The 21,020-nt window shown below is 70.9% G+C and carries 19 protein-coding genes; 11 read left to right on the top strand and 8 right to left on the bottom strand.

Features of this window, described 5'->3' with window-relative positions; translation table 11 throughout:
- Positions 1-41 precede the first annotated feature (41 nt).
- The 3 genes from HNR02_RS15230 (at position 42) to HNR02_RS15220 (ending at position 1,780) form a co-directional block, all read left to right on the top strand.
- The gene (locus HNR02_RS15230) at positions 42-491 is read left to right on the top strand and encodes a winged helix-turn-helix domain-containing protein (RefSeq protein ID WP_312861146.1); all 450 of its coding nucleotides are present in this window, start codon (positions 42-44) and stop codon (positions 489-491) included.
- A 118-nt stretch (positions 492-609) separates the two neighbouring features.
- Positions 610-837 (top strand): hypothetical protein, encoded by a 228-nt coding sequence (locus HNR02_RS15225; RefSeq protein ID WP_179773830.1) that lies wholly within the window; start codon positions 610-612, stop codon positions 835-837.
- Between the two features lie 112 nt (positions 838-949).
- On the top strand, positions 950-1,780 hold the full coding sequence (locus tag HNR02_RS15220) for a PaaX family transcriptional regulator (RefSeq protein WP_312861022.1): 831 nt from the start codon (positions 950-952) through the stop codon (positions 1,778-1,780).
- A 3-nt stretch (positions 1,781-1,783) separates the two neighbouring features.
- On the opposite strand, the gene HNR02_RS15215 is transcribed toward HNR02_RS15220, so the two are convergent.
- Positions 1,784-2,497: an IclR family transcriptional regulator gene (locus tag HNR02_RS15215; RefSeq protein WP_312861021.1), complete on the bottom strand. Its 714-nt coding sequence runs from the start codon at positions 2,495-2,497 to the stop codon at positions 1,784-1,786.
- Positions 2,498-2,574: 77 nt separating this feature from the next.
- Here HNR02_RS15215 and HNR02_RS15210 point away from each other — a divergent pair, with 77 nt between their 5' ends.
- The 3 genes from HNR02_RS15210 to HNR02_RS15200 are packed head-to-tail and all read left to right on the top strand — an operon-like array spanning position 2,575 to position 5,172.
- Positions 2,575-3,066, top strand: a complete 492-nt coding sequence (locus tag HNR02_RS15210) for a flavin reductase family protein (protein WP_312861020.1) — start codon at positions 2,575-2,577, stop codon at positions 3,064-3,066.
- 15 nt (positions 3,067-3,081) lie between these two features.
- Positions 3,082-4,311, top strand: a complete 1,230-nt coding sequence (gene styA / locus HNR02_RS15205; protein ID WP_179773829.1) for a styrene monooxygenase subunit StyA — start codon at positions 3,082-3,084, stop codon at positions 4,309-4,311.
- Between the two features lie 30 nt (positions 4,312-4,341).
- Complete coding sequence (locus tag HNR02_RS15200; RefSeq protein WP_179773828.1) at positions 4,342-5,172, top strand: alpha/beta fold hydrolase; 831 nt, start codon at positions 4,342-4,344, stop codon at positions 5,170-5,172.
- Positions 5,173-5,473: 301 nt separating this feature from the next.
- On the opposite strand, the gene HNR02_RS15195 is transcribed toward HNR02_RS15200, so the two are convergent.
- Positions 5,474-5,665: a DUF2795 domain-containing protein gene (locus HNR02_RS15195; RefSeq protein WP_179773827.1), complete on the bottom strand. Its 192-nt coding sequence runs from the start codon at positions 5,663-5,665 to the stop codon at positions 5,474-5,476.
- Between the two features lie 103 nt (positions 5,666-5,768).
- On the opposite strand from HNR02_RS15195, the gene HNR02_RS15190 reads away from it, so the two are divergent.
- A complete protein-coding gene (locus HNR02_RS15190; RefSeq protein ID WP_179773826.1) occupies positions 5,769-6,386 on the top strand; it encodes a flavodoxin family protein in 618 nt (205 codons plus the stop codon).
- Between the two features lie 9 nt (positions 6,387-6,395).
- Here HNR02_RS15190 and HNR02_RS15185 read toward each other — a convergent pair whose 3' ends face one another.
- The gene (locus tag HNR02_RS15185; protein WP_179773825.1) at positions 6,396-8,042 is read right to left on the bottom strand and encodes a thiamine pyrophosphate-binding protein; all 1,647 of its coding nucleotides are present in this window, start codon (positions 8,040-8,042) and stop codon (positions 6,396-6,398) included.
- A 22-nt stretch (positions 8,043-8,064) separates the two neighbouring features.
- Positions 8,065-9,066 (bottom strand): glutathione S-transferase family protein, encoded by a 1,002-nt coding sequence (locus tag HNR02_RS15180; RefSeq protein WP_179773824.1) that lies wholly within the window; start codon positions 9,064-9,066, stop codon positions 8,065-8,067.
- Between the two features lie 95 nt (positions 9,067-9,161).
- On the opposite strand from HNR02_RS15180, the gene HNR02_RS15175 reads away from it, so the two are divergent.
- Positions 9,162-10,526, top strand: a complete 1,365-nt coding sequence (locus tag HNR02_RS15175) for a WS/DGAT/MGAT family O-acyltransferase (protein WP_179773823.1) — start codon at positions 9,162-9,164, stop codon at positions 10,524-10,526.
- A 171-nt stretch (positions 10,527-10,697) separates the two neighbouring features.
- Here the strand turns inward: HNR02_RS15175 and HNR02_RS15170 are convergent, their stop codons facing one another.
- The 3 genes from HNR02_RS15170 to HNR02_RS15160 form a co-directional block, all read right to left on the bottom strand.
- On the bottom strand, positions 10,698-11,672 hold the full coding sequence (locus tag HNR02_RS15170) for an aldo/keto reductase (RefSeq protein WP_179773822.1): 975 nt from the start codon (positions 11,670-11,672) through the stop codon (positions 10,698-10,700).
- A 213-nt stretch (positions 11,673-11,885) separates the two neighbouring features.
- Positions 11,886-13,280 (bottom strand): amidase, encoded by a 1,395-nt coding sequence (locus HNR02_RS15165; RefSeq protein ID WP_179773821.1) that lies wholly within the window; start codon positions 13,278-13,280, stop codon positions 11,886-11,888.
- A gap of 9 nt (positions 13,281-13,289) precedes the next feature.
- Entirely contained in the window at positions 13,290-14,276 is a 987-nt protein-coding gene (locus tag HNR02_RS15160; protein WP_179775929.1) for a D-2-hydroxyacid dehydrogenase, read from the bottom strand.
- A 103-nt stretch (positions 14,277-14,379) separates the two neighbouring features.
- Here HNR02_RS15160 and HNR02_RS15155 point away from each other — a divergent pair, with 103 nt between their 5' ends.
- The 3 genes from HNR02_RS15155 to HNR02_RS15145 are packed head-to-tail and all read left to right on the top strand — an operon-like array spanning position 14,380 to position 16,544.
- A complete protein-coding gene (locus tag HNR02_RS15155; RefSeq protein WP_179773820.1) occupies positions 14,380-15,120 on the top strand; it encodes a maleate cis-trans isomerase family protein in 741 nt (246 codons plus the stop codon).
- A 44-nt stretch (positions 15,121-15,164) separates the two neighbouring features.
- Positions 15,165-15,875: a maleate cis-trans isomerase family protein gene (locus HNR02_RS15150; RefSeq protein ID WP_179773819.1), complete on the top strand. Its 711-nt coding sequence runs from the start codon at positions 15,165-15,167 to the stop codon at positions 15,873-15,875.
- Positions 15,876-15,878: 3 nt separating this feature from the next.
- A complete protein-coding gene (locus HNR02_RS15145; protein ID WP_179773818.1) occupies positions 15,879-16,544 on the top strand; it encodes a GntR family transcriptional regulator in 666 nt (221 codons plus the stop codon).
- Positions 16,545-16,681: 137 nt separating this feature from the next.
- Here the strand turns inward: HNR02_RS15145 and HNR02_RS15140 are convergent, their stop codons facing one another.
- On the bottom strand, positions 16,682-20,980 hold the full coding sequence (locus HNR02_RS15140) for a cation-translocating P-type ATPase (protein WP_179773817.1): 4,299 nt from the start codon (positions 20,978-20,980) through the stop codon (positions 16,682-16,684).
- Positions 20,981-21,020 lie beyond the last annotated feature (40 nt).

Below are 21,020 nucleotides of genomic sequence, written 5' to 3'. Positions count from 1 at the left end.
AACCCTTGTCAACGACTTTGCAAAGTAGCACACTTTGCAAAGTGGAGAACCGACCCGAGAACCCCCTGCCCGAGCACCCGATCCGGGTCGCGCTCCTGGACCTGCTCGCCGACCTGGGCACCGTGACCGCGAACGAGGCCAGCCGGCGCCTCGGGCACAGCTCCGGCCTGTGCTCCTTCCACCTGCGTCAGCTCGCCCGGCTGGGCCTGATCGAGGAAGCGCCGCGGGGCCGCGGCCGGGTCAAACCATGGCGGCTGCGATGGGAATCGGAGACGGAATCCGCGGAATTCGATCTCCACGCCGAAGGTTCCGGTGGCGAAGCGTTCTCCGCCACGCTGCACCTGACACCCGCGGAGCGGAATGATCTCGCCGTGTCAGTGCGGAAACTGATCAAGCATTATCAGGATCGCATCCCGGAACGGGCCGGAACACAGGCGGTCTCGGTCAATTTCCAGGCGTTTCCGGCACCCGCCGAGCGTGCCGGTCAATAAAAGGTTCAACGGAGTTTCAGCAGCCGAGACAGCGGTTTGCTACATTCGGATGACGTGTCTTCGTGAGCGCTCTCACCCGTGCCTACCATGGTTCAACTGCGACCCACGGGATGCGATCATGACGACTCACGTTGATTTCCGCCCCGCTGAAAGCTGCTACGGCTGCCTGGTTCCGCACGAGCAGACACCCGCCGACGAGGAATGGTGTTTCGACGCCCAGGGCCACCCGCTGTGCGGGCAATGCGCCCGGGATGAGCGGATCATTCACGAACCGTGGACCGGACCCCCCGCAGCGCACCGCGCCGAATGGGATCTGGTGCAGGACCTGTCGTATTTCCTGCATTGACCTACCGAGATCGGCGAGCCCTTCCGAATGGGCTAACCTGAGCACGCCAACGGCGTCAGGTCAGCTTCACGGGAGGTGAGCGGCGATCGCGGACACCCTTGCCGGCCCCACCGTGAGCAGGCGGCGCGAGGTCAGCCACACGAGCGCGCGGTCGGTCCTGATGACCGTGCTCGGCGAGTTCGTCCTGCCCCGCGAGCGGCCGGTCTGGACCTCCACCCTCGTCGACGTGCTGGCCACGTTCGGCATCGAGGAGAAGTCGGCCCGCCAGGCGCTCGCCCGCACCGCCGCGGAGGGCTGGCTGGTGTCCGAGCGGCAGGGCCGCCGCGTGCGGTGGTCGCTCACCCCGCCGGGCAGGCGGCTGCTGACCGAAGGCGCCGAGCGCATCTACGGTTTCGGCCGCGAGGCCACGCCGTGGGACGGCACCTGGCTGATGCTGCTGGTGTCCGTGCCCGAGACGAAACGGGACCTGCGGCACAGCCTGCGCACGCGTCTGACGTGGGCCGGGTTCGGTTCGCCGACGCCGGGCGTGTGGATCAGCCCGGACCCGAGCCGCCAGTGCGAGGCGGATTCGATCGTGCGGGACCTCGGCCTGGACGCCGAGGCGATGTCGTTCGTCGCGTCCTACGGGCAGATCGGCGACGAGGAAGCGATGGTCGCCCGCGCCTGGGACCTGACCGCGCTGGACGAGCGGTACGAGGGGTTCATCGACGAGTTCGCCGCGCTGGCGCCCGCATCGGGTGAGGCGGTGCTGCACGCGCAGACCCGTTTGGTGCACGAGTGGCGCCGTTTCCCGTTCCTCGACCCGCGCCTGCCCGGCCGCCTGCTGCCCGCGAACTGGAGCGGCGCCAAGGCGGCCGAACTGTTCCACCGCAGGCACGTCGAGTGGCGCCCGGCGGCGCAGCAGCACTGGGACGAACTGGTCGGCGAGGAAGAAGCGGCCTGAGCCCTACAGCTCCCAGACCTCGGACTCCGGCTGGGTGAGGTGGATCGCGGTGCGCCGCACCGCGTTCACGGCCCTCTCCTCGTCCACGTCACCCGGCACGAACACCACGGCCACGCTGCCTGCGGCGCCGTGGGCGAGCCGGACCGGCGCGGCGATCTCGGTGAGCCCGGCGTGGATCTCGCCGACCGTGCGCACATACCCGGTCTGGCGAGCCAGGCCGACCTCGGGACGCTCGTCCGGATGCGCGGGACCCGTGGACTGGATCGCCAGCCCGCACGCCCCGCGGTCCAGCGGCGCCCGCGTCCACGGCCGGTAGGCGACGGTGACCCGGGTGGGTTCGACGGTCACCACCGCCACGACCTGACCACCTCGTGGCACCGCGAAGAACGCCGTCGCGCCCACGCTGTCGGCGAGTTCACCGAGCACCTCGTGCAGGCGCGCCTGCACGTCACCGAGAACCGTGCGCGACAGGACGAGCAGGCCGAGCCCCAGCGTGTAGCGGCCCTCGGCGGTGCGGCGGGCGAGCTGGCGGTCTTCCAGCGTGCGCAGGATCCGGTAGACGATCGAGCGGTGCAGCCCGGCCGCGTCGGCGATCTGGTGGCTCGTGCGCGGTTGCCCGTCGGCGAGGACGTCCAGTACGTCGAGCGCCCGGTCCAGCGTCTGCGCACGGACCCCCGGCTTGGCCTCCACCCCGCTCCCCTTCGTTGCCCGGGTCACCCTAACACGGTAAGCTGCTCGCATATCGAGCTTGGAACAGCGTTAGGCGCTCGGTATTCGAGCTGGTGGGAGGCTTCGTGCCCGGGACGTCACTCGGTGACCACTCGGCCGTCGACCCCACGCGCTTCCGCCGCACCATGGGACGGTTCACCAGCGGCGTCACCGTGATCACCACGGTCGACGGTGAGCACGTGCACGGCATGACCGCCAACGGATTCCTGTCGGTGTCCCTGGATCCGCCGCTGGTCCTGGTGTCACTCGGCCGCCGCTCGCGCATGGCCGGACTGCTGCGCCACACCGGCCGGTACGCGGTCAGCGTCCTGGCCGACGACCAGCAGGATCACTCGCGGCATTTCGCCGGGCAACCGGTGCACGGGCTGCGTCCGGAGTTCCACCACCACGACGGCTTCGCGTTCCTCGACGGCGCGCTCAGCCACATCGGCTGCGATGTCGTCGAGGTGTATCCGGCCGGGGACCACCTGCTGTTCCTCGGCCGCGTGACCCAACTGTCCTATTCGGACGCCGAACCGCTGGTCTTCTTCACCGGTTCCTATCGCGCACTGCACTGACCTGGAGGAGTTGTCATGGCGGGAATCGGGATCGTCGGGGCCGGGGTGGCCGGCCTGCACCTGGGCCTGCAGCTGCGGCAGCACGACGTCGACGTCACGATCTACAGCGACCGGACGATCGAACAGCTCTCCGGCGGGCGGCTGCCCAACAGCGTCGCGCACCACCACACGACGGTCGCCCGCGAGCGGCTGCTCGGTGTCGACCACTGGGACGCCGACGAGTACTTCTACTTCGGACACCACCACTACCTCGGCCTGCCGGAGCCGTTGTCGTTCCCCGGTTTCTTCAGCGCGCCGTCACGGGCACTGGACTACCGCATCTACCTGCCGCGGCTCCTCGAAGACTTCGTCGAGCGCGGCGGGAACCTGCGGATCCGGCCGGTCGACCCGGCCGACGTGACAGAGTTGTCGGAACGGCACGACCTCGTCGTGGTGGCGTCCGGGCGAGGCAGCCTGAGCGCGATGTTCCCGCGCCGGGCCGGCAAGTCGCCCTACGACAGCCCGCAGCGCAAGCTGTGCGCCGGGCTCTACGAAGGCATCGCACACTCCGAACCACGCGGTGTCACGATGAGCATTTCGCCCGGCAACGGGGAACTGCTGGAGATTCCGCTCTTCTCCTTCGCCGGGCACGTGACGGCGCTGCTGTTCGAGAACATTCCGGGCGGCGACACGGAAATCCTCGCGGAGACGCGTTACGACGACGATCCGGCCGGTTTCGAGAAGCTGGTACTGGAGAAGACGCGGCGGCACCACCCGCGGACGTTCGAGCGCATCGACCCGGCCCGGTTCCGGCTGACCGGACCGCTGGACCTGTTGCAGGGCGGGGTGTTGCCGTCCGTGCGCGAGGACTACACGCGGCTGCCGAACGGGAAGTACGTGGTCGCGCTCGGTGACGCGCACGTGGTGGTGGACCCGGTCGTCGGGCAGGGCGCGAACTGCGCGTCGTACTCGGCGTGGGAGCTGGGACAGACCATCCTCGAAGACCGGGGGTTCGACGAGCGGTTCTGCCGAAAGGTGGCGCTGCGCAGGGAAAACGTCGTGCACGCGACGGCGGACTGGACCAACCTGATGGTCCGCACCCCGCCCGCGCCGCACCTGCTGCGGATGCTCGGAGCGATGTCGGCGAACCAGGCGGTCGCGGACACGTTCACCGACAACTTCGCCCACCCCGACCGGCAATGGGACATCCTCGCGACACCCGAACGGGTGCAGCACTTCCTGGCGCGGCACGGGATGGCCGGATAACTGTCGGAGGGAGGCCGTAGGGTTCGGGGCGTGATGGACTACCTGAGCATCCCGACCGCGGCCGGTTCGTTCGACGCGATCGCCGCCGGACCCGCCGACGGCAGGCCCGTCCTGCTGCTGCACGGGTTCCCCGAGGCCGCCATCTCGTGGGAACACCAGGTCGCGGTGCTGGGCGACCGCGGGTACCGGGCGGTGGCGCCGGACCAGCGCGGCTACTCCCCGGGCGTGCGCCCGGACACGGCCGCGGAGTACGGCATGGACGAGATCGTCGGCGATGTCCTCGCCATCGCCGACGCACTGGAGTGGCCCCGCTTCGACCTGGTCGGCCACGACTGGGGAGGGGCCGCCGCGTGGTGGACGGCATCCGAACACCCCGGACGGCTGCGTACGCTCACCGCGGTGTCCACCCCGCACCCCGGCGCACTGAGCGCGGCGTTGCGGACGGACGAGGACCAGCAGATGCGCTCGCAGTACATGCGGGACTGGCGTTCGAGCGGCACGGAAAAGCGCATGCTCGCCAACAACGCCGAAGCCCTGCGACGCATGTTCGAGTGGAAGGTCCCACCCAGCCGGGTCGACGAATACCTCAGGCGCCTGTCCGAGCCCGGGGCCCTGACCGCGGCCCTGAACTGGTACCGGGCCAACCGCCCCCGAGCCGAGATTGGCAAGGTCTCGGTGCCGACGCTCTACGTGTGGAGCACCGACGACGTCGCACTGGGCTCCACGGCCGCCTTGGACACCGAGAACTGGGTCACCGGGGCGTACTCGTTCCAGATGCTGGAGGACGTGTCGCACTGGGTCCCGGAGGAGGTGCCGGAGGTCCTGACCGCGCTACTGCTGGAGCACCTGGGAGCCTTCTGAGCCACCCCAGCCCCCGCGCGCACGGCAGCACCCGCCGCCGCAGCCGGGCGCTGCCCGGAACACGCTCCCGCCGCCGTGTTGGCCCCTCCGGGCACCGTGTTGGCCGCTCCCGCCGCCGTGTTGGCCCCTCCGGGCGCCGTGTTGGCCGCTCCCGGCACCGCGTTCGCCCCTCACGGCACCGCCTTGGCGCCCCTCCCGGCGTGTGGCTGGGGCGGACCTCCGTCCGCCTGCCTCCACCTGCGCTGCGGCGGGCAGCGCTCGCGGCGCCGTGGTCGCCACGACGCCGCGCCTGCCTCCGCGGTCAGGTGTTCGAGAACTCGGCGGACACCGCGTTCGGGCCGTCGTACTCGCGGTCCGGCAGCTGCCGCAGGTGGTCCAGGATGTCGTCCGGCGCGCCCTGGCTCTGCGCGTGGTCCACCAGCTCGTCCCGCTGGCACGGGTAGTCCACTCCGGACAGGAACTTCTGCATCTGAATCGGATTCGGCGTCGACATTGTCGCGCTCCTTTCCTCGTCGGTTCGTCGCACGGGGGGCTACCCACGCATTCGCCACTCAGTCGTCCGTTTCGCGATCGGCTCGTGCGGGAAGTCCGTCACCATGCGCGCGACCATCCTGAACTGCACCTTGAAGCCCTCACCGGAGGAGTCGAACACCGACGCCCTGGCCGAGGTCGTCGCCGCCGGCCTGCGTCAACTCGGTACCGAGATTCGCACCATCCGGCTGGTCGACCACAACATCAAACCCGGCGTCAGCAGCGACATGGGCGAGGGAGACGATTGGCCGCGGATCCGGGAGGAGGTTCTCAACTCCGAGATCCTCGTCGTGGCCACGCCGACCTGGGTCGGTCACCCCTCGTCGATCGCCCAGCGGATGCTAGAGCGCATGGACGCCATGCTGTCCGAGACCAAAGACGACGGCACCCCGGTCGCCTACAATCGCGTCGCCGGCGTCGTGGTCACCGGCAACGAGGACGGCGCCCACCACGTGATCAGCGAGATCAGCGGCGGCCTCAACGAAATCGGCTTCACCATCCCCGGCCAGGCATGGGTCTACTGGAACATGGGCCCGGGGCCGGGACCCAGCTACACCGACACCGACCACGGCCACCAGTACGCACACCAGGTCGCCGGCCTGATGGCGAAGAACCTCTACGCGACCGCCGTCGCACTGCGGGAGAACCCGGTACCCGCCTCGGTCGACCGCGGCGAGGACTGAGCAGCCCGGTCAGCGGCCCGAACGGCGCGCGCGGTACCAGCGCGGCGAGGTGTTCACCGGGGGTTTCAGCGCGGCTCGCACGACAAGGACATTGGGCTCGTCGCTGCGGACGAACTCGCCCAGGAGCCGGCGGAAGGCGCGGCCGAAGCCGTCCACCCGGCCCGCGTCGACGCCGAAGGAGCGGGCCAGGCCCACGAAATCCGGTGTGTGCAGGTTGACCCCGCGCTGCGGCAGCCCCTCCCGGTCCTGGTCGAAACGCAGCATGCCGTAGCCGCCGTCATCGACGATGATCACGGTCACCGGCAGCGACTCCTGCGCCAACGTGGCCAGGTCACCGCATCCGTACAGGAAACCACCGTCGCCGCTGATGCACACCACCCTGCCCGCCCCGGCGGCCGCCGCGCCGATCGCCGCCGGGAAACCGAAGCCGAGCGTGCCCCAGCCCATCGGATAGGCGAACCGGTGCGGCGCGGGCACCCGGTGGAAACCGCCTGCCCAGTATCCGGCGATGCACATGTCCGCCACGAGCATCGCGCGCTCCGGTAGCGTTTCCTCCAGCGTGCGCAGAAAATCCGCGGCCTGCGGCTCCTCGTCGCGAACCCGGCGGCGCACCTGATCCGAGATCCGCCGCAACCGCTCGGTCAGCTCCGCCAGCCCCGGCCGCGCCGGCAACCCCTGCAGCAACTGCGGCACCACATCCCGTGCATCGCCGACGAGCGTGATGTCGGGCGGGTAGTTCTTGGCCGCGTCCTTCGGGTCGACGTTGATCACGACGAGCTTCGGCGGCTTGGGCATCAGCCAGTTCTGCGTCATGAGCCCGTCGAAATCGGTACCGATTCCCAGCACCACATCGGCCTCGTCCCACAGCACCCCCACCTCGGGCGCGTGCACCGGGTTCGGCGCGGCACACGGGTGCGCGGGCGGAAGCAGGCCACGAGCGGCGAAGGTCGTGACCACCGGCGCCGCCAGCTTTTCCGCCAGCTGCCCGATCGCCTGCCCGGCCCCGGCACGCACCGCGCCACCACCGGCCCAGATCAACGGTTTCGACGCCATCGCCAGCATGCGCCGGGCCGCGTCGAGATCCGACAACGCCAACGCCGGGAACGGCTCCGTCAACTCCGGGTCCGCGCCGCGGAAACCGTTGTGCCGCAGGAAGTCCGCCGGAACACCGACATATACGGGACCGCTCTGCGGGCGCAGCGCCAGCCGCGCGGCGCGCAGCACCGTGGGCGCCAGGTCCTCGGGCTTCTCGACTGTGAACGCCGCCTTCGTCACCGGCGCGAACAACGCCGCCTGGTCGCTGGTCTCGTGCAGCACCCCGCGCACCATGCCGGGTCGCCGCAGGCTCGCCGGGATGTCGGTGGCGATCACCAGCACCGGCGAACCCGACGCCATCGCCTCGCCGACCGCCGCGATCGTGTTCGCCGCGCCAGGGCCGGTCGTCACGATCGCGACACCGAGCCTGCCGGTCGCCCTGGCGAACCCGTCCGCGGCGTAGCCGGCGGTCTGCTCGTGCCGGACGCCGATCAGCCGCAGCGGACTGTCCGCGAGCGCCTCCCAGATCGGCAGATTGTGCACGCCCGGGAGACCGAACACGACCTCGGCCCCGAGTTCGAGCAGCGCATCCGCGAGGTGCTGGGCGCCGGTCTTCGTCACGCGGCCAGCGTAGGGCACCGCCTCACCACTGCGGCGGCACGACCTCGTTCTCCGGCGGCGGGCCCGGGGGCGTACCGTCCCCGAACGGACGTCCGCCCAGGTCCTCGCGGCCGTGCGGCTCCGCCCAGCCGGACAGGTCCGGACCATTCGGCACGATGCGGGTCGGGTTGACCTGCTCGTGCACCTGGTAGTAGTGCCGCTTGATGTGGTCGAAGTCCACGGTGTCCCCGAAACCGGGCGTGCTGAACAGATCCCGGGCGTAGGCCCACAACACGGGCATCTCGGTCAGCTTGTTCCGGTTGCACTTGAAGTGGCCGTGGTACACGGCGTCGAACCGGACGAGTGTCGTGAACAGCCGGACATCGGCTTCGGTGATCGTGTCCCCGACCAGATAACGCTGCCCCGACAGCCGGTCCGACAGCGAGTCGAGCCGCGCGAACAGGCGGCGGTAGGCGTCGTCGTAGGCCGGCTGCTTCGTCGCGAACCCCGCTTCGTACACCGCCGCGTTGACGTCGCGGTGCACGTGCCGGTTGATCTCGTCGATCTCGTCGCGCAGCTCCTCCGGGTACAGGTCCGGCGCACCGTGCCGGTAGTGGGCGCCCCACTCGGTGTCCAGGTCGAGCGTGATCCGCGGGTAGTCGTTGGTCACGAGCCGTCCGCTGGGTATGTCGACGATCGCGGGCACGCTGATGCCGCCGTCGTAGTCCGGCACGGCGGCACGGTATGCCTCGCCGAGGAATTCGATGCCCAGCACCGGATCGCGGCCGTCCGGATCGAGCGTGAACCGCCAGCTGCGATCGTCCTGGATGGGGTCGGCGACCGCGACGGAGAGCGCTTCCTCCAGTCCCATCAGCCGCCGCACGATCAGGGCGCGGCTGGCCCACGGGCACGCGCGGCTGACGACGAGCCGGTAACGCCCCGCCTCGACCGGCCAGCCGTCACCTCCGTCGGCGGTGATCCGCGCGGTGAAACGGTTCGGCGACCGCTTGAACTCGCCCGTTTCCGGGTCCGTCGGGATGGTCATTCCCTCAGCGTAGGTTGTGTTCCGCGCCGTAGCAGTACGCGTAGACTCGACTCCCCTGGGGCACTATCGTCCTGGACTGGAAGAGGTGGTCACCGATGCCGTTGATGCCCTTCACCGACTCCATGTTCCTGCTGGTGGAAAGCCGCGAGCATCCGATGCACGTCGGTGGCCTGCAGCTCTTCCGGACTCCCGACGGCGCCGATCACACCTACCTCCGGAGCCTGCGCGAGGACCTGGTCAAGAACACCGACATCCGCCCCCTGTTCCGGCAGCGCGTCGCCCGCCCGGTGAACACTCTCGGTTACGCCGCCTGGGCCGGCGACGACGACCTCGACATCGACTACCACTTCCGGCACTCCGCCCTGCCCTACCCCGGCCGGATCCGGGAACTGCTGGAGCTGACGTCCCGCTGGCACAGCACCCTCCTCGACCGGCACCGGCCGCTGTGGGAGATCCACCTGGTGGAAGGGCTGCAGGACGGCCGGTTCGCGATGTACAGCAAGGTGCACCACGCCCTGATGGACGGCGTCTCGGCACTGCGGCACCTGCAGGGCACGCTGTCCGACGACCCGGACGACCGGAGTTGCCCGCCGCCCTGGGGGTCGCGGCAGATGCAGCGCGGCAAGCCGCCCCGTAACGCTCGGTCACTCGTGCGGACGGGCAGCGACTCGCTGAAGCAGATCGCGACGATCGCGCCTGCCGCGGCGAGGGTCGCCCGTGAGGCGTTCCGGGAGCACACGCTCCTGCTCCCGATGCAGGCCCCGAAGACGATCTTCAACGTGCCGATCGGCGGTGCCCGCCGCTTCGCCGCCCAGTCCTGGCCGCTCAAGCGGGTACGCGCGATCGCGACCGCCACCGGAACCTCCCGCAACGACGTGGTGCTCGCGATGTGCTCCGGCGCGCTGCGCGACTACCTCATCGAACAGCGTGCCCTGCCGGACGCGCCGCTGGTCGCGATGGTGCCGGTGTCCATGCGCAAGCCGACCGACACCGGTGAGGCGGCGGGAAACCAGATCGGCGCCGTGCTGTGCAACCTGGGCACCGACCAGAGCGACCCGGCGAAGCGCCTGATGACGATCCACCAGTCCATGCGGGATGCGAAGCGGATCTTCAAGGAGCTGACGCCGCTGCAGGCGCTGCTGCTGTCCGGCATCAACGTGGCGCAGCTGGGCGTCTCGCCGGTGCCCGGGTTCGTCAACAACACCCGCCCGCCGTTCAACCTGGTGATCTCCAACGTTCCCGGACCGCGCGAGCAGATGTACTGGAACGGCGCGAAGCTCGACGGCATCTACCCGGCGTCGGTGCTGCTGGACGGTCAGGCGCTCAACATCACGCTGACCAACAGTGGCGACAACCTCGACTTCGGCATCACTGGCTGCCGCCGATCGGTCCCGCACCTGCAGCGGCTGCTGACCCACCTGGACACCGCGCTCGAAGAGCTGGAGTTCGCCGCGCGCTGACCCCCGGGACTGCTGTGGGTGTGGGTTGAGGTTCGGCGCCCGGGACGGCGGACCGCGCCCGGAACCGGACAGGGCGATCGATGCCGTGGCGGCGCCTCCGCACGCCGTGACGCGATACCCGTCACGCTCGCCACCACGGCCGGGGCGGGGGCCGGGCGAGCCTCGTCGCGGTCATGCGATGCCCTCCGGGCTGGCGCCCTCGATCTGGACCCCGTGGGAGGTGAGGTCGGCGATGCGGGTCAGGTCGTCGGCGGTGAGGTCCAGGTTCGCGGCTCCGAGGCTGTCTTCGATGTTGGCCGCGCGGCGGGCGCCGACGATGGCCACGTGCACCCCGGGCTGGTGCAGTGTCCACGCGATGGCGAGCTGGCTGACGGTGGCCCCCTTCTCGGCGGCCAGGTTCTTCAACTGCTCCACCACCTCCAGGTTCCGTTGCAGGTTCGCGCCCTGGAAGGCGCTGGACTTCGCTCGCCAGTCGTCGGCGTCGAAGGTGGTTCGCGGAGTGAGCGCGCCGGTGAGAAGCCCGCTGCCGAGCGGGCTGTAGACGAGCACACCGATGTCGTGTTCGCGGCAGTACGGCAACGGGTCCTGCTCGATCCCGCGGCGGAAGAGGTGGTACGGCGGCTGCAGGGTCTCCACCGGGCGCGTCCGGTCGAAGGCGGCGAGCTGTGCGGCGTCGTAGTTGGAGACGCCGGCGTGGCGGATCTTGCCCTCGTCGACCAGCTCCTGCAGTGCGGACGCCGTCTCCTCGGGTGGCGTGTCCGGATCCGGCCAGTGCACCTGGTACAGGTCGATGTGGTCGAGGTCCAGGAAACGCAGGCTCTCCTCGACGCCCTTGCGCAACCATGCCCGGCCGGCGTCGCGTGGTCGTGACCTGCCCGGGTTGATACCACCCTTCGTGGCGATCACCAGGCTGTCGCGATCGCGTTTGAGCTCCTCCCGCAGCGCGCGGCCGAGCAACGCCTCGGACTTGCCGAAACCGTAGGCCTGCGCGGTGTCGAAGAAGTTGACGCCCAGTTCGCGGGCGTGCTGGACGGCGGTGACGGCAGCGTCCTCGTCGAAGGATCCCCACTCGCCGCTCAGCTGCCAGGTACCGAAGGCGATCCGGGAAACATCGAGGCCACTCTTGCCCAAAGTCGTTTTACGCATGCCTCAAGCACAGCACAGGAAATCGCGGCACGCACGACCCGAAAACTCCACACCGCACCCGGGAGGTCCGATGTGGACGGCGAAAATCAGCGGCCACCAGCGGACAACTCACCCCGGCACGCCTGACCGGCCACCACGAGGTTCCCACTCGCGCGGCGGTGAACCGACCGTTCATCGCCGCACGAAACGGTACGAGCGACGCCGGCCCCGTCCTCAGCGCCCCGCGGGCCGATCGGTCGGCCACGGACGGATCTCCTCGACCAGCCGCGCGACAGCCAGCACGAGGTCGTCCGAATGACGCGGCCCGACGATCTGCAACCCGACCGGCAACCCGTCCCCGGTGACCCCGGCCGGCACGCTGATCGCCGGTTGCTGCGTCATGTTGAACGGGTACGTGAACGGCGTCCAGTCCGGCCAGCCGGTCATCCCGCTGCCCGGCGGCACGTCGAACCCGGCCTCGAACGGCGGGATCGCCACGGTCGGGGTGATCAGCACGTCGAACCGGGTGTGGAACTCGCCCATCAGGATGCCCAGCGCGGCACGCTCGGCTGTCGCCGCCAGGTAGTCCGAGGCCGAGTACGTGCGGCCCTGCTCCCACACCTGCCGCAGCCCCGGGTCGATCTTCGCCTCGGAGCCGGGCGGGAACGTGTTCAGCCACTGCGCCGCACCGGCCGACCACAGCACGTCGAACGACTCGCGCGGGTCGGCGAACCCGGGGTCGGCCTCCTCGACCCGCAACCCGGCCTCGTCCAGCGCCCGGACGGCCTCGGTGACGATGCGGCGGACCTCGGGGTCCACCCGCGCCCAGCCGAGCGTCGGTGAGAACGCCGCGTACAGGCCGCGAACGTCGCGCCGCACGGCCTCCCGGTAGGAGCCGAGTGGCGGCTCCAGCGCGGCCGGATCGCGGTGGTCGGGCAGCGCGAGCACGTCCAGCATCAACGCGACGTCGGACACCGACCGCGCCATCGGCCCCGCGTGGGACAGCGGCCCGAACGGGCTGGCCGGGAACAGCGGGATGCGGCCGTGCGTCGGCTTCAGCCCGACGATGCCGCAGAACGACGCGGGAATCCGCACTGAACCGCCACCGTCGGTGCCGACCGACAGCTCACCCATCCCGGCCGCGACCGCCGCCGCGCTGCCGCCGCTGGATCCGCCCGGGGTCATCGCCGGGTTCCACGGGTTGCGGGTGACGCCGGTCAGCGGGTTGTCCGTGACGCCCTTCCACGCCAGCTCCGGCGTGGTGGTCTTGCCGAGCAGGACCAGCCCGTTCTCCCGCAGCCGCGCGGTGACCGGGCTGTCGGTGTCCCACGGCTGGTCGCGGTCGATGCACGTCGAGCCGCGCAAGGTCGGCCAGCCCTGGGTGAGGAACATGTCCTTGATCGAGGTCGGCACCCCGTCCAGCGAGCCGATCGGGTTGCCCTCACGCCACCGGGTCTCCGACGCCTTGGCGCCGTCGCGGGCCACGTCCGGGTCGACCAGGCAGTACGCGTTGCACTCCCCGTCGCGCTCCTCGATCGAGCGGAGCGCGGCCTCGGTCGCCTCCACCGGGCTGATCTCGCCGGTGGAGAACGCGGCGACCAGCTCACTCGCCGTCAACAGGGTGCTCATGGTGACTCCTCACCGATCCGACGGCACGTACCCCAGCTCTTTGTCCACGACATTCCGAAGTGGGGCGCCAGTCTGCCAGCGCGACCAGTTGTCCGCGAACACCTCGACCAGCGTGTCCCGCCATCCGGTGAAGTCACCCGACATGTGCGGCGAGACCAGCACGTTCTTCATGGTCCACAAGGGACTTTCCGGGGGCAGCGGCTCGGTGTCGAACACGTCGAGCGCGGCACCGGCCAGTTCACCGGCCCGCAGGGCCCCGACCAGGTCGGCGGTGACGACCAGTTCGCCGCGGCCGACGTTGACGAACCGGGCGGTGCGTTTCATCGCGGCGAACGCGGCGCTGTCGAACATCCCCTTGGTCTGCCCGGTCAGCGGCGCGACCGCGACGACGTAGTCGTAGGCGGGCAGGTGGTCGGTGAGCACGGCCGAAGCGTGGACCGTGCCGAAGTCGGGGTCGTTCTCGCGGGCACGGCGCCCGGCACCGGACACGGTCATCCCGACGGCCGTCAGCATCCGCGCGATCGCCCGCCCGATCGGCCCGGTGCCCACGACGAGCACTTCGCGCCCGGCGATCCGCTCACTCTCCCGGTGCTGCCAGCGGCTCTCGCGCTGCAGGTCGAGCGAGCCGTGCAGGTCCTTGGCGAAGGTGAGAATCACCCCCAGCACGTACTCCGCGATCGAGTCGTCGAACACGCCCCGAGAGTTGGTGAGCACGACGTCGCTGTCGCGCATCCCCGGGAACATCACGGGGTCCACCCCGGCGCTCGCGATGTGCAGCCAGCGCAGCTTGTTCGCCGCGTGCCAGGCGTCCGGCACCGCACGGGAAAGGAAGTCGTAGACAAAAAGGACATCGGCGTCCCGCAGCGCGTCGGCAAGCCCGGCTTCCCCGGTGTAACGCACGACGGCCGACGATTCGATGCCCTGCACAGCGGGCGATTCGGCGAGCTCCCGGGCCTGGTCGTCACCGCACAGTACCGCCAGCACCGGTTTCTCCATGCCGATCACCGTTGACACGGTATGAGCCGGTCGTATGATTGTCAACAATCCGAGGAGCCACCCCGGAGGCTTCCTTGAGAGCACTTCCTTCGGAGGCTGAGCCTTGGATTTCGACTTCCCTGTCTTCGACGGGCCCCTGGCGCAGCGAGGCATCGGAGTCATCGCACCCTTCGACCTGGCCCTGGAGCGCGAGCTCTGGCGCTGGATCCCCGGCGAGGTGTCCCTGCACCTCGCGCGCACGCCGTACGAACCGGTGCCGGTCAGCATGGAGATGGCCCAGCTGGTCAGCAACCACCAGCACCTGGCCGCGGCCACGCGCGACGTGCTGCACGTCGAGCCGGAGGTGGTCGCGTACCTGTGCACGTCGGGGAGTTTCGTCAACGGCGTCGACTACGAACGGTCGCTGCGCAAGGCGATCTGCGACGCCGGCGCACCCGACGCGGTCACCACGTCGGGCGCGCTGGCCGAGGTGCTGCACCTGCTCGACGTCAGCCGGGTTTCGGTCATCACCCCCTACGACGCGGATCTGACGACGAGCCTGCACGAGTTCCTGTCGGAGCTGAACGTGGAGACCGTGTCCAGTGACCACCTCGGGCTCGGCGGCGGGATCTGGAAGGTCAGCTACCGCACCATCGCCGAGCGGATCCTGGGCGCGAACCACCCCGACGCCGAGGCGATTTTCGTGAGCTGCACGAACCTCCCCACGTACGACGTCATCGATCCGCTGGAGGCGGCACTGGGCAAGCCCGTGCTGACCGCGAACCAGCTCACGATGTGGGCCTGCCTGAGACGTATGGAGCTGCCGATCGTCGGCCCCGGCACATGGCTGCGCGAAGTGTCCTGAGACCGATAATGTAGGATTGTCTACAATTTCCTGGAGGTTGGTGCATGACGACCGTCGGCTTCATCTACCCCGACCACGCCGCGGAGGACGACTACCCCTTCGCCGAGGAGCTGCTGGGGCAGCGGCTTCCGGTCGAGCACATCTACGGCACCGACCTGCACGCCGTGCCCGAACTGCTCGACCTGGGCAGCGAGGAACGGCTGGCCGAGGGCGCGCGACTGCTCGCGAAGCACGAGCCGGACGCGGTGGTGTGGGCCTGCACGAGCGGCAGCTTCGTCTACCGCTGGGACGGCGCGCACGAGCAGGTGGCGAAGCTGTCGGCGGCCGCGGACAAGCCGGCATCGAGCACGTCGTTCGCGTTCGTCCGGGCCGCGCGGGCGCTCGGCCTCAAGCGGGTTTCGGTGGCCGCGAGCTACCCGGACGACGTGGCGAAGCTGTTCGTGGAGTTCCTCGACCGCGGGGGTGTCGAGGTGGTCGCCATGTCGAGCGAGGACATCGACACGGCCGCCGAGGTCGGCAGGCTGGCGCCCGAGGCGGTCGTCGAGCTGGCGGTGGCGCATGATCACCCGGCGGCCGACGCCGTCCTGGTCCCCGACACGGCGATGCGCACACTGGGCGTGCTGGGCGCGATCGAGGAGCGGCTGGGCAAGCCCGTGCTCACCGCGAACCAGGTCACGATCTGGGAAGGGCTCCGGCTGACCGGCCAGGTGCCCCCGTGCGAACGGCTGGGCAGGCTGTTCGCAGAAGGCAGGTGAACCATGGCCCTGACCGACATCGAACCGGTGAGCCGGGAGTCGACCGCGGCGATCATCGCGCGGCAGCTCCGCGAAGCCATCATGAACGGCACGTTCGCGCCGGGCACGCAGCTCGGTGAGACCGAACTGGCGGGCCGGTTCCAGGTGTCCCGCGGACCGCTGCGCGAGGCGATGCAGCGGCTGGTGTCGGAGGGCCTGCTGCGCAGCGAGCGGCACCGCGGGCTGTTCGTGATCGACCTCGAACCGGACGACGTGCACGACATCTACTCGGCGCGCTTCGCCATCGAGCGGGCCGCGGTGATCCGGGTGCTGCGCCACGGCGACGGCGAAGCGGTGGCGCTCCGGCTGATGTCCGCGGTCGAGGACATGGCGACCGCGTCCGACGGGGACGCGGTGGCGGAGGCGGACGTCCGGTTCCACGAGGAGCTGGTCGCGGCCTCCGGCAGCAAACGGCTCGGCCGCATGGCGCGGACGCTGCTGATCGAGACCCGCATGTGCCTGTCCGCGCTGCACCGGACCTACGCGACCAACGAGGAGCGCGTGACCGAGCACAAGCGCATCGCCGAAGCGCTCGCCTCCGGCGACGAGGAGCAGACGACGGCACTGCTGGAGGCGCACATGGAGGACGCGGTGCAGCGCCTCGCGCCGGGAACCAGCCTCTACACCTGACTCCGGCCGTAACGGAAGATCCACTTCCGGCGAGTCCGGGGTTGTCCGCGCGGCGGGATCTCCACGGTCACGAGCTGCGGACGCGGAGCCTCCGCGGGTCGGCCGCCTCCTGGCCGCCGCGCGGTCCGCGCCTGGACTCACCCCTCGATCGCCCGGCCCACCACCGCTCCGGCGACCGTCGCGGCGCCGGCGCTGCCCAGTGCCATGCTCCAGCCGATCGGGCCGAGCGGGGTGCAGCCGAAGAACTGGCTGACGCCCGGCGTCTGGATCACCGCCGCGAGCAGGGCCACCGAGCCGAGCGAGGTCGCCAGCACGGAGCGGTTCATCCCGCCGGTGGCGAGGGTCTGGCCCAGCTGCGTGCCGACCAGCCCGGCGAGCGCGACCGTGCTCGCCCGGCGGCCGCGGCCCGTCGCGCGCGCCAGCGTCCACGCGGTGGTCGCGCCCAGTGTGGTGACCCCCGCCCGCACGCCGATGTCCTTCTGCAGGCGCTTGCCCAGCGAGCTTTCCGGGCCCTCACTGAGCAGATCCGAGCCGTCCTCGGGCCGCCGCAACGCGATCGCCAGCGCCGGCGCCAGATCGGTCAGCAGGTTGACCAGCAGGAACTGCCGCGCCCCCAACGGGGACCGGCCCGTCAGCGTCGCACCCAGGACGCTGAACCCGATCTCGCCGAGGTTCCCGCCGAGCAGGATCGCCAGCGCCTGCCGCACCGACGCCCACATCGCGCGGCCCTCGACGAGCGCGGCGATGATCGTCTCCAGGCGGTCGTCGGTGACCACGAGATCGGCCGCCGCGCGCGCCGCCGGGGCGCCGTGCCCGCCGAGCGCAATACCGACGTCCGCGAGCCGGATCGCGGGGGCGTCGTTCGCGCCGTCGCCCGTCATCGCGACCGTGTGGCCGTGCTTCTGGTACGCCTTGATGATCCGCACCTTCTGCGCCGGGCTGCACCGGGCCACCACGTCGACGGTCTCCAGCGCCGACGCCAGCTGCTCGTCGTCCATCGCGTCCAGCTCGGCGCCGGTCACCACGTGCAGGTCGGCGCCGTCCTCGCTGACCTCGCCAGCGATCGCCTCACCGGTGTCCGGGTGGTCACCGGTGATCATCACGATCTGCACACCCGCCGCCCGCAGGTCCGCCGCGGCGCCCGCCGCGCTCCCCCGCACCGGGTCGGCGATCGCCACGAAACCCTTGAACCGCAGACCCTGCACCGCATCCTCGTCGATCTCCGAGCTGTCCGGTGTGGACTCGGCGACCGCGAGCACGCGCTGCCCCGACCTGGTCAGCTTCTTCATGCGCCCGGCCATTTTCTTGCGGCGGCCCTCGTCCAGGTCGCACCGGGGCAGCACCGACTCCGGCGCGCCCTTGACGCTGAGCACCATCCCGCCGCCGTTGCGCATGAGTGACGCGTGGTAGCCGCGGGAGGGCTCGAACGGGATCGCGTCGACCAGTTCGCAGTCGCCGACATCGACGGAAATCCCTTGCGCCCCTTCGACGATCGCCCGGTCCGTGGCGTGCGGCAGGTCCGACGGGTCGTCCGCCTGCGGTGTCGCCCGCAACGCGGTGCGCAGCACGGCCTCGGTGTCCCCGTCCAGATCCTCGATCTTCGTGCGCCTGCGCCCGTCGTCGACCTCGTGGACCGACAGCTTGCCCTCGGTGAGCGTCCCGGTCTTGTCGAAGCACAGCACGTCGACCCGGCCCAGCGCCTCGATGCTGCGTGGATTGCGGACCAGCGCGTTGTGCCCGGCCAGGCGACGGGCGGCGGCCAGCTGCGCGGCGCTGACCAGGAACGGCAGCCCTTCCGGCACCGAAGCGACGGCGAGGTTGACCGCGGCGGACAGGCTCTCCCGCAACGGCACCCGGCGCAGCAGCCCGGCGCCGGCGACCGCGGCCGCCGACCCGACGGCGAGCGGCATCGCCTTCGACGTCAGCTCCGTCAGGCGCGTCTCGACACCGGTGACCGGCGCGTTCTCCCTGGCCATCGCCATGCTGCGGCCGGCCTCGGTGTCGGCACCGGTCGCCACGACAATCGCGACCGCTTCCCCGGCCGCGATCGTGGTGCCCTCGAAGAGCATCGACGACCGACCGGCGACGTCCGCCGCGATCGCCGGACGCGGATCCTTGCCCACCGGCAGCGATTCGCCGGTCAGCGAGGACTCGTCCGCCTCGACCCCGTCGGCTTCGAGCAGACGGCAGTCGGCGGGCACGACGTCGCCGGAGGTCAGCTTGATGACGTCGCCGGGCACCAGGTCGTCCGCGCTGACCACGCTGTCCCGGCCACCCCGGACCACGGTGGTGGTGATCGCCGACCGGCTCAGCAGCTCGGCCAGCTGCTTCTCGGTGTGGACCTGCTGGACGCTGCCGACCAGCGCGGACACGCCGGTGACCCCGGCGACCAGCGCGGCGTCCACCGGTGACCCGACCGACGCCGACAGCGCGGCACCCCCGATCAGGACCGGGGTGAGCGGGTTGGACAGTTCGTCGATGAACGCCTGCATCAGGCTCGTCCGGCCACCGCTGCCGGTTCCGCGGGCCTTGGCGCGGCGCTGCGCGTCGTCGTCGGCGAGTCCGTCGGGGTCGGTGCCGAGGCGGTCGAGCACCACGTCGACCGGCATGAGGTGCCACGGCGCGGCATCGCCCGCCAGGCTCAGGTCCCGCTCCGCGAGCTTCTTCGCGCGGCGGTGCGCGTTGGCGAGCGCGACGGCCGCGCCCAGGTTGACCGCGCGTATGCTGCGGTTCGCCGGGCTGCGGCGACCGGGCTGCAGTGCGCTGACGGCACCGACACCGGTCGCGCCCTGGGCGAGCCAGATGCTGTCGCGGTTGACTTCGCGGGACGCGGCGATGGCGTCGACGACCAGCGCGGTCACGCCGATCTCCTCGCCGATCAGCAGGTGCGCGCCCCACGGCGGGGTTTCGCCGGGCCGTTGGGTGCCGATGCCGCAGTCGGACGCGCCGAGCGCCTGCCGGTTGTCGGACACCAGCATCACGACGCGGTCCTCGCCCTGCAGCTCCCGCACGGTCGACACGAGACGGTCACCGCCGGGCATCAGCCGGTCGGCCTCGAACGCGGCGTGCCCACCGTTCGCGCTGACCACCTCGATGTTCGAGCGGCGCGCGGCGGCGATCACCGCGGCCACGCCCGGCGGCACCTGCCTGCCGAGACCGATGACCGCTGTGAGCCGCTGCTCGTGCACCAGCCCGAGGACGGCGGCCGCGCCGCGCTTCTCCAGCTGTGCACGCTCGTCCGCGCCCGCGTCGACACCCAGTTCGCCGAGCGGGCCGAGCCGCCAGCCGTCATCTTCGTGCACCTTGGACGGCGTGTGCGCGTCGAACAGCTGCCAGGCTCGTTCGACCAGCTCGTCGGCGTCGCCGCCGAGCGCGACGAGGTCGTTGAGCACCATGCGTCCGGTGTCGAATGCCTGCTCGTCGAGGACCAGTACGTCGACCGCGTCCAGACGGCGCAGCACCGCGCGATCCATGACCAGCACACCCTCGGTGGCCAGCACACGGCCCAGCCGCGAACCGAACGCGGTGCGCCCGGCCTCGGCGGCCTTCGGCAAGGCGGCCAGCCCGATGCCCAGCGCGCGGCGCGGGCGCGCGAACGGCAGCGACACGGCCGCCGCGGCCGCGCCGAGGTTGAGGATGCGCCGCTCGTACTTCTCGACCGGACCGTCCGGGATCTCCCTCGGCCGCTCGACGACGACCGGGCCCGCCGCCGCGTCGTCCGGGCCGTGAATCAGGCGGCTCTCGGCCTGACACCACAACCGCTCGTGCGCGCGGGCTTCGCGCCACTGCTCGGCGCGCTGCAGGATGTCGACCACCGTGCCCTCGCCGCCGGACGCGAGCCCCTGGGCCAGCGCGCCGAACGAGGACGTGGCGGAGTCGGCCTTCTCCCGGCTGCCCGCCCGCTCACCGGCGAGTTCGCGCAGGCGCGGGTGCAGGTCGATGACGTTGTGCAGGGCGGCGATCTCGGTCGGCAACGGCGCCCACGGCGCGATCCGGGTGAACAGCGACAACCCCAGCCCGAGCGTGTCCGCCGCGAGCGTCGGCAGCAGGCGCGTACCGCGCAGGCCGTCGGCCGGGTGGTGCAGCTCGTCCTCGGCCAGTTCCTCGGCGATGCCGGCTGGCTCGCCTTCGGCCTGCTCGATGACGCTGATCAGCTCGGCGCTGTCCGGCGCGGGGTCGTCGACGCCGATGATCACCCGCGACGACGGCGCGTTCACGCGCGCCCACGCGACGCCCGGGTGCCTCTGCACCGCCTGCTCGATGCGCCGCGCGACGGCCTCACCGCCCGGGCCGTGCACCCCGTGCGCCTCGATGTGCAGCCGGCCGGGGCAGGACCAGACCCGGCGGCGCGGCCGGCTCAGCGGAGCCCGCACGGCACCCGCCAGCCCCTTCACCACCGACCCCGGACCGGGCACGCGGACACCCAGCAACTCCATGAACACTCCCGCACCTCGACGTCACCAGGTGCTGGGTATT

This window comes from Amycolatopsis endophytica, assembly GCF_013410405.1.
Taxonomy (GTDB): domain Bacteria; phylum Actinomycetota; class Actinomycetes; order Mycobacteriales; family Pseudonocardiaceae; genus Amycolatopsis_E; species Amycolatopsis_E endophytica.
Note: the sequence above shows the minus strand (reverse complement) of the source record. Positions and strands in the feature narration are given on the sequence as shown.

Coding starts and splice junctions, on each gene's coding strand:
- HNR02_RS15225 (WP_179773830.1), top strand. CDS start 610: ATGACGACTCACGTTGATTTCCGCCCCGCTGAAAGCTGCTACGGCTGC.
- styA (WP_179773829.1), top strand. CDS start 3,082: ATGGCGGGAATCGGGATCGTCGGGGCCGGGGTGGCCGGCCTGCACCTG.
- HNR02_RS15195 (WP_179773827.1), bottom strand. CDS start 5,665: ATGTCGACGCCGAATCCGATTCAGATGCAGAAGTTCCTGTCCGGAGTG.
- HNR02_RS15190 (WP_179773826.1), top strand. CDS start 5,769: ATGCGCGCGACCATCCTGAACTGCACCTTGAAGCCCTCACCGGAGGAG.
- HNR02_RS15180 (WP_179773824.1), bottom strand. CDS start 9,066: ATGACCATCCCGACGGACCCGGAAACGGGCGAGTTCAAGCGGTCGCCG.
- HNR02_RS15175 (WP_179773823.1), top strand. CDS start 9,162: ATGCCGTTGATGCCCTTCACCGACTCCATGTTCCTGCTGGTGGAAAGC.
- HNR02_RS15170 (WP_179773822.1), bottom strand. CDS start 11,672: ATGCGTAAAACGACTTTGGGCAAGAGTGGCCTCGATGTTTCCCGGATC.
- HNR02_RS15165 (WP_179773821.1), bottom strand. CDS start 13,280: ATGAGCACCCTGTTGACGGCGAGTGAGCTGGTCGCCGCGTTCTCCACC.
- HNR02_RS15160 (WP_179775929.1), bottom strand. CDS start 14,276: ATGGAGAAACCGGTGCTGGCGGTACTGTGCGGTGACGACCAGGCCCGG.
- HNR02_RS15150 (WP_179773819.1), top strand. CDS start 15,165: ATGACGACCGTCGGCTTCATCTACCCCGACCACGCCGCGGAGGACGAC.
- HNR02_RS15145 (WP_179773818.1), top strand. CDS start 15,879: ATGGCCCTGACCGACATCGAACCGGTGAGCCGGGAGTCGACCGCGGCG.
- HNR02_RS15140 (WP_179773817.1), bottom strand. CDS start 20,980: ATGGAGTTGCTGGGTGTCCGCGTGCCCGGTCCGGGGTCGGTGGTGAAG.